Below are 7303 nucleotides of genomic sequence, written 5' to 3'. Positions count from 1 at the left end.
CTTCCGGGAGCGGCTCGGGAGAGACGCTTCCGGAAGCGGACGGCGGGACTTCTGCGCCCGCCCCGGCTGAGGGCCGGGAGCGGACTTCTTCTTCGAGACCCGGCGGGTCTTAGACGAAGAAGATGCGCATCAGGATCATGCCGATGCAGGCCATGAGGACGGAATTCACCATCAGCACGGGCCAGTACTTCTTGGGCACGTCGGCGACGCCGAGCAGGCGCCCCATGTACTGGATCTGCGAGGCCATCAGAATGAAGGCCGGGGCAAGAATCGTGATGTCGTGGGGCTGGAGCGAGCCGTGAGAGGCGAGGCTCGCGGCAACGCCGACGCCGGCGCCGCAGGAGAGCCACGTCGCGAGGAGCACCGTGATCGCCTCGCCCGGAAGCCCGAAGAGGCCCATCACGCCCCCGCAGGTTTCGCCGAGGAAGTCCATCACGCCGAAGAGGCGCAGGATCTGCGTGAGCACGAACGCCATCAGCACGTTCGGCAGCAGACTGTAGAGGCCGATGTTGAGGCCCTTGCGAAGACCGACGATGAAGATGTCGAACGGGTTCTTCGACTCGGGCTTCTGCGCCGCATTCGCGTTATTCGTCATTTTCAAAATCCTTCTTGTAGAGCGTCGAAAGCACGAAGCGGATCAGAGCGCCGCCGACGAACTTCAGGCAGAGAATGATCACCACCGGGCCCCAGACCGGGCAGACGAACATCGGGAAGAGCGCCGAGACGGTGGAGTAGTAGTTGTTGATGCAGCCGGCACCGGCGTACTGCCAGGCGCAGATCGTCACGAGGTTCTTCTTCGTGATGCGGCCTTCGTCGTAGAGGGTGCGCGTCAGAGCGGCGCCGCCGTCGGTCGACTGCAGGTCGGTGACGAGCGCGAGGCCCGTGTAGCCCGGCACGCCGAGGAGCGGGCGCAGGAGCGGGGTCATCAGGATCTGGGCGGCGCGAAGGGCGCCGTAGTGAGCGAGCACTTCAATGAGGCCGAGGGCGAGCATCACGCCCGGGAAGAGCGAGAGGGCGAAGAGGAAGCCGGCACGAGCGCTGTCGCCGCCGGCGCCGACGAAGGTGCTCTTGGAGCCGGCAACCGTGCCGAAGTGACCGATCAGGGTCGTGAAGTCGAAGGCGCCGAGCCACTTCTGGGCTTCAGGCATCTTGTAGAAGACGCCGGAGAAGAGCGTGACGGCAAGTGCGAGCGCAATGAACGCGCCGACGCCGACCTTCTTCTCCTCGGGTGCTTCCTGCTTGGGAGCTTGGGTTTCGGACATGTATCCATCCCTGTTGGAGGTTGTCGAGAGGGTGCGCGGGGTCTGGGGGCAGACCGAACGCACCTCATGAGTGCCCTCCATCCCGTCCGGAGCCGGACGGAAGGGACGCAACGGGCCGCCGTCATCGAGGAGACGGGAGACCGAAACAAATCGTCACCAACCGCTTGGGTCGCAGTCCCTTTGTAACCAAGGAGATCCGCGCACGCGTGAGAATGGAGGCGCGCTGAATTGTATTCAGCTGTAGCAGCGGCGGCTAAGAGAAACTCCTACCCTCCTATGAGATGGATCAAGAGCTCACAACAGGTGTGGGCAAAACGTAGGGACGGTCATGAATTGACGCGCCCCTGTTAGGGGGAAAACCTTAGAAAGCGAGGGCGGGCGGATTCAGCCGAAGAGCCCCTTGATCTTGGCGAAGAAGCCCTTATCCTCGTACGGCTCGCATTTGCATGACGTAACGCCGTAGCCCGTGGGCGCGATCGCCTCGCGCAGCAGCCGCTCGTCGGTGGGGCGCTCGGTGATGATCACCGCCTCCTTCTTGGTGTGGCTCGCCGACACCTTCTTCACGTCGCAGGCTTTGCGGATCGTGCTGCAGATGTGCTCCTCGCACATGTTGCAGGCCATGCCGTCGATGCCGAGCGTCGTCTTGAACATCTTGTGCTTCCTCCCATTCGTTGCGGAGCACGGGGCGCCGCACCCCGTCCGGGCCGGCGCCCCGCTTGAAATGAATGAATTGAGAATCATTCTATGCCGGAGCGCGGCCGCGTGCCCGCGGACCTTCAGCCACCCTTCTGCCGCCCGTCAACCGCCCGTGAGGTAGTCGTAGACGTCGCGGCGCACCGGCGTCTCGAGCCGCCAGACGATCTCGAAGGCATTCGCGCCGTCCGTGAGACGCACGTCCTGCGGGCTCGCGGCGGCCTCCATTTCTCCGAGGAAGTAGAAGGCCTTGGCGCCCTCCGCTTCGTTCGTGCGGCGCACGAAGAGGAGGATGCGCACGTCCTCGAAACCTGGCGCCTTCGTCATCCACTGTGCGTTCATCGAGCTCGACGTCCGGTTGCGCTTTGAGAGCGAGAGCAGTTCCGAAGGACTCCTGAAGGCGTCGTGGTAGGCGATCGCGCCGGCGCGCTTCTCGTAGTTGATGAAGACCGGAAGCGTCTTCGTCTCCTGGTCGAGGAAGTACCCGCCCACAATCTGCGCGGAGATGTTCTTCGGCCAATTGAGGAGGCGCGCGACCTCGTCGTAGGCGTAGGTTTCGTTGAGGACGAGAAAAGTGTCCTTCCAACGCCTGGAGTAGACCCGCCTCCAGCGCTCGAGCGACACGCGCACGATCTCTCCGACGCGTTTGCGGAAGACGCGGTTCTGCAGCAGCCCCGCGAAGTCCGCGTCGAGGCGCCACGCCGCGGGGTCCTGGAAGTCGGGGTCGAGCACGGCGCATCCCGTCCACTTCGCGCGCTCCTGAGAGTTCCGCTCAAACCCGAGCGAGAGCACCCGCCCGACGCTCATGCGCTCGGCCCCGGTCGCGTGCCGGCCGATCAACGCCCTGAGGCCGCGGTCGAGGGCGTCGGCGAGCCCCGAGGACTCCCTGAAGGACTCGAGGGCCGCTCGATCGTCCGCGTCTTCATCGAACCCGCCCTCTGCGATGAGCGCGGCCTTGAGGACGAGCGCCTCGAGCGGCCTGATGCCGGAGGCCGTGCGCAGCGACAGCCAGACCAAGCGCTTCACCGCCTCGGGAGTGAGTGCTCCGCCCTCCTCCTTGTATTCGGGCTCGTACTTCGCGAGGAAGCCGTGCCAGGAGCCGTCGCCGTAGAGGAGAAAGCGCAGGGGCTCGAGCGAACCGCGCGCCTCGAAGTCCCGCAGTTCGGGCGGGCGGCCGAGTTCGGCCTTGAGCCTCCGGTAGGCGTCCTTCAGGACGCCCGCGGCGTCGAGCTTCGCGCTGTCGATCGTGCGGAAGATCTGACGGCTCGAGATCTCGTCGAAATGGATGGTCGACGCCCCGGGAAGGCGCTTCGCGTCCGACGCGACGAACTTCCGGAGCTTCTCGCGCGAGCATGAGCGGTCGCCCGAGAGCGCCGTCGCGATGAGGTAGTTCTTCTCATTGGCACCGATGAAGTCGAGCACCGTGACGAACTCCTTCTCGGGGGCCTTCCTGAGGCCGCGCCCCAACTGCTGGATGAACACCACCGCGCTCTCGGTAGGCCGCATGAGGACCACCTCGTTCACCTCCGGGATGTCCACGCCCTCGTTGAAAATGTCCACCGTCACGAGGAATTCGAGGATTTCGCCCGCCGTGCCGTGGGCGAGCCGACGCACGGCGCGCTCGCGGTCCTCCTGGCTCGTCGCTCCGGAGAGCGCGAGCGCGGGGTGGCCCGACTGCGTGAGGTGCTCCGCAATCGCCCGCGCCTCGTCGTTGGAGCCGGCGAAGACGAGCCCGCGGCGGCGGTCGCCCGAGTGGCAGAACCACTCGATCGCCTGCACCATTTGATCGAACTGCGTCTTCTGCGCGGTGAGCCGGAAGTCCTCGGCCGCGATCCTCTTCGCCCGCCCCTCATCGTCGAGCGTCGTGAGGTCGGCGATGCCGAAGTAGTGGAAGGGCGTGAGGAAGTTGTTCTCGAGCGCCTGCTGCAGGCGGATTTCGCCCGCAATGTTGTGGTCGAAAAGCGCGTAGACGTCACCGCCGTCCATGCGGTCGGGGCTTCCCGTCATGCCGAGCCAGAATTTCGGCCGGAAGCGCTTCATGAGCTTCTCATACGTGGGGGCGGCCGCACGGTGCGCCTCGTCGATCACGACGACGTCGAAGGCGTCGGGGGCGAAGGCCGCCTCGCCCCCGGGCCGCACGACGCTCTGCACGGTCGCGAAGACGTAGTCCGCGGCCGCAGTCTTCTCCCCGCCCGCATAGAGCCCGTAGGTATGCGCCTCCCGGCCGATCACCCGGCGGAAGCTTCTCAGCGCCTGCCGTGCGATCTGCTCGCGGTGCACGAGGAAGAGCATGCGCCGCGGGGCCATGTCGGCGACGGCGAAGGCCGCGGCGTAGGTCTTGCCCGTGCCGGTGGCGGAGATGAGGAGCGCGCGGGTTTCGCCCTCCTTCCTCAACGCACGCAGGCGCTCGACGAACGCCCGCTGCATGGCGTTGGGCTTCACGGGCTGCGCCTCGATCTGCTCCTCGATCACGCGGTCGGCCTCGCGCTGCGCGCGGGTGGAGTTCCTCCACTCGGCCTCGTAGAGGTCGATCACCTCCTCGACGCGCCGCGACTCGGGCCGCGACCAGAGCATGTCGAATTCCGCAAGGATCGTCCGGGCCACCTCGCCCTTGTCGCGCGTGAGGAGGTTGAGGTTCCATTCGCGCGTCGTGGTGAGCGCGGCCTGCGTCATGTTCGAGGACCCCACGATGATCCGGCAGAGTTCGCCCGAGCGGAAGAGGTAGCCCTTGGTGTGAAAGCCCTCCCCGCGCCCCTCGTCCGTTCGGAAGATGCGCAACTCGATGTTGGAAAGCGCCATGAGCTTTCTCAATGCCGCGGGCTGCGTGAAGCGCAGGTAGTCGGTGGTGAGGATCCGTCCGCGCACGCCCTTCGCGGCGAGCCGCGGCAGGAGCTGCATCAATGGCGCGATGCCGCTCACCGTGATGAAGGCGACCGAGATCGCGAATTCCGAGCAGGACTCGAGCGCCGCCTCGATCTCGGTCATGACCTTGAGGCCGCGTTCGGCGTCGTTGATGAGGAGCGACGTGCGCGCCGCCGGCTCGCTCTCGAGCGCGGCGTCGATGAAGGAGGTGGAGAGTCCGGCGCGGAGCGCCTGAGGCAGGTCTTCTGCGCCTGCAAGTCCAAAGGAAGCGTCCATGGGGGCCCTTGACGGGAAGCAGCGTGTTGGAGAGGCGCTCCAGCTTACAGCCTCGGGGCGGCGGCTGGAAAGTCCCTCGGGCCCGTTCGGACTCCCTTCAGGCCGGAGTCGTCCTGACCGTCCTGATGGTCAGGACCGCTTCGACGCGCCGCCCGCCTCAGTCGTCTCCCACGCTGCCGCGCCCAATGATGCGCAGCAGCGTCGTGCGGCACGCTTCGAAGTCGTGCGCGGCGAGCGCAGCGACCAAGTCCCAATGGGCCTTCACCCAGATGTTGCGGCGGTCTTCGTCGAGGTCGGCAAGCCTCCCGCGGGCTTGTTTGGTCATGTTGCGGCGGATCGGCGCCGCGGCGAGCTCGAAGGCCATCGCAAAGAGCGGGTTCCCGCTCAGGCGGCAGAGCTCGGTCTGAAAGGCGAGCGTCGCGTCCACCGTGCGGGCGAAGGACGCCTCCCGCGCCGCCTCGGTTTTGAGCCCGTACCAGCGGCCGACCTCATCTTCAAACGCCCGGCAGTGGGCCTTGAGCTCCTCGAGGTCCTCGGGGCACACGCGCTTCACGGCGAGCCGCACGCACTCGACCTCGATCACCGCGCGGTATTCGCCCACGCTCTCCTCGACTTCATCGGTCACGTAGAAGTCCGCAATGCGGCCGAGGTGCGCCTGAAAGTCGAAGGCGCGCACGTAGGTCCCGTCGCCGTCGCGCGTCTCGAGCACGCCGAGCGCGTTGAGGCGCTGCAGCGCAATGCGCACCGTGAGCCGGTTGACGCCGAAGGTTTCCGAAAGCTGCGCTTCGGGCGGAATGCGTTCGTTCACGGGCCATTCGCCAGAGAGGACGAGCGCGCGGATCTTTTCGCAGACCTGGTCCGCGGCGGAGAGCTTCTTGATCTTGAGGGAGGGCATGGGGGTAAGGGTTAGATCCTAGGTGACTCGGCTTTCCAAAGAACTATACACTCCTCTTAACAACTCACCTAGCGAACAGGTTGCTAGGCGAATCACAAGGAGAAGTTGATCATGCAGGAAACGGAAGTTGCGTTCGAGCACGGCGTCGTCCTAGGGACGCTCGATAGGGGCGTGCACGCCTTTCTCGGCGTCCCGTACGCCGAACCGCCCGTGGGGCGTCTTCGTTATGCGCCGCCCCGGGCGGCGCATCTTGAGGGGCGCCTCGACGCGCGCACGAAGCGCGAGATGCTCCCGCAGGGACCCTCGGACCTCGACCGTCCGATGGGGCCGCTCGAACTCGCGCAGAACGAAGGCGCGCTCACGCTCTGCGTTTGGACGCCCGACCCGAAGGCGAAGCTTCCCGTCGCGGTGTGGTTTCACGGGGGCGCGAACTTCTGCGGCTCGGGCGCCGCGTCCTGGTACGACGGCGCGGCGCTTGCCCGTGCGCAGGGCATCGTGGTGGTGGGCGTCAACTACCGGTTGGGCGCCCTCGGTTTCCTGCAGAGTCCCGGGCTCAACGAGCGCAACCTCGCCGTTGAGGATCAGCTCGAGGCCCTGCGCTGGGTGCGCCGCTCGATCGCGGCATTCGGCGGCGACCCGCAAGCCGTGACGGTCTTCGGGCAGTCGGCGGGCGCAAACGCCGTCGTCCACATGCTCGGGCTCCCCGAAGCCGAAGGGCTCTTCCTCCGCGCGTGGCTCCTCTCGCCCTCGATCGGGCGTGGGAACTTCACTTCTGATGAAGCCCATGAAGTCTCCCGCACGCTGCTCACCGAGCTCGGCGTCGATCCCGCGGACGAAGCCCACGTCCTCGAGCGCGTCCGCGGGAAGACCGCCGCGGACATTCTCGCCGCCACGGACGGCGCCTTCGCGAAGCTCGCGCCGAAGTTCGGCGGCATGCTCTTCCGCCCGGTGAAGGACGCCTGGGCGACGCCTGAATCCGCGATCGCGGCGGCGGCCGCGGGCGCGGCGAAGAAGGGCGTGGAAGTCGTGGTCGGCACCACCCTCGAAGAGACGCTCGCCTTCTCGACCGACCGGTCGGCGGGGGCACTCGAAAAGCTCCGCGCCGTGCAGCGCGACCGCTTCGACCTCCCCGCCTGGGACTTCGCCGCGGCGCTCGCCGCCGCCGGCGTTCCCGTGCGGAAGTTCCGCTTCACCTGGCGCGCACCCGACTCCGTCTACGGATCCTGCCACTGCGTGGACCTTCCCTTCCTCTTCGGCACCTTCCGCAGCTGGCGCGCCCCGATGCTCGCGGGCCTGACGGAGGCCGAGGGGGCGG

6 protein-coding genes are annotated in these 7303 nt (G+C 66.7%); 1 reads left to right on the top strand and 5 read right to left on the bottom strand.

The window, feature by feature from the left end; all coding sequences use genetic code 11:
• Positions 1–109: 109 nt before the first annotated feature.
• The 5 genes from ACT6Y9_RS07150 to ACT6Y9_RS07130 form a co-directional block, all read right to left on the bottom strand.
• Positions 110–595, bottom strand: a complete 486-nt coding sequence (locus ACT6Y9_RS07150; protein WP_295477026.1) for a YjiG family protein — start codon at positions 593–595, stop codon at positions 110–112.
• Positions 585–1262, bottom strand: a complete 678-nt coding sequence (locus tag ACT6Y9_RS07145; RefSeq protein WP_443744024.1) for a hypothetical protein — start codon at positions 1260–1262, stop codon at positions 585–587. Before ACT6Y9_RS07145 ends, ACT6Y9_RS07150 begins: the two co-directional genes overlap by 11 nt.
• Before the next feature lie 384 nt (positions 1263–1646).
• Positions 1647–1913, bottom strand: a complete 267-nt coding sequence (locus tag ACT6Y9_RS07140) for a heavy-metal-associated domain-containing protein (RefSeq protein ID WP_295477022.1) — start codon at positions 1911–1913, stop codon at positions 1647–1649.
• Between the two features lie 147 nt (positions 1914–2060).
• The gene (locus tag ACT6Y9_RS07135; RefSeq protein ID WP_443744023.1) at positions 2061–5093 is read right to left on the bottom strand and encodes a DUF3427 domain-containing protein; all 3033 of its coding nucleotides are present in this window, start codon (positions 5091–5093) and stop codon (positions 2061–2063) included.
• Between the two features lie 157 nt (positions 5094–5250).
• Entirely contained in the window at positions 5251–5988 is a 738-nt protein-coding gene (locus ACT6Y9_RS07130) for a FadR/GntR family transcriptional regulator (protein ID WP_295477018.1), read from the bottom strand.
• Positions 5989–6099: 111 nt separating this feature from the next.
• On the opposite strand from ACT6Y9_RS07130, the gene ACT6Y9_RS07125 reads away from it, so the two are divergent.
• Positions 6100–7303: carboxylesterase family protein (locus ACT6Y9_RS07125; RefSeq protein WP_443744022.1), on the top strand; the 1204-nt coding region annotated here is incomplete at its 3' end.

The sequence above is a fragment of the Sutterella sp. genome, from assembly GCF_052272535.1.
Classification (GTDB): Bacteria; Pseudomonadota; Gammaproteobacteria; order Burkholderiales; family Burkholderiaceae_F; genus Sutterella.
Note: the sequence above shows the minus strand (reverse complement) of the source record. Positions and strands in the feature narration are given on the sequence as shown.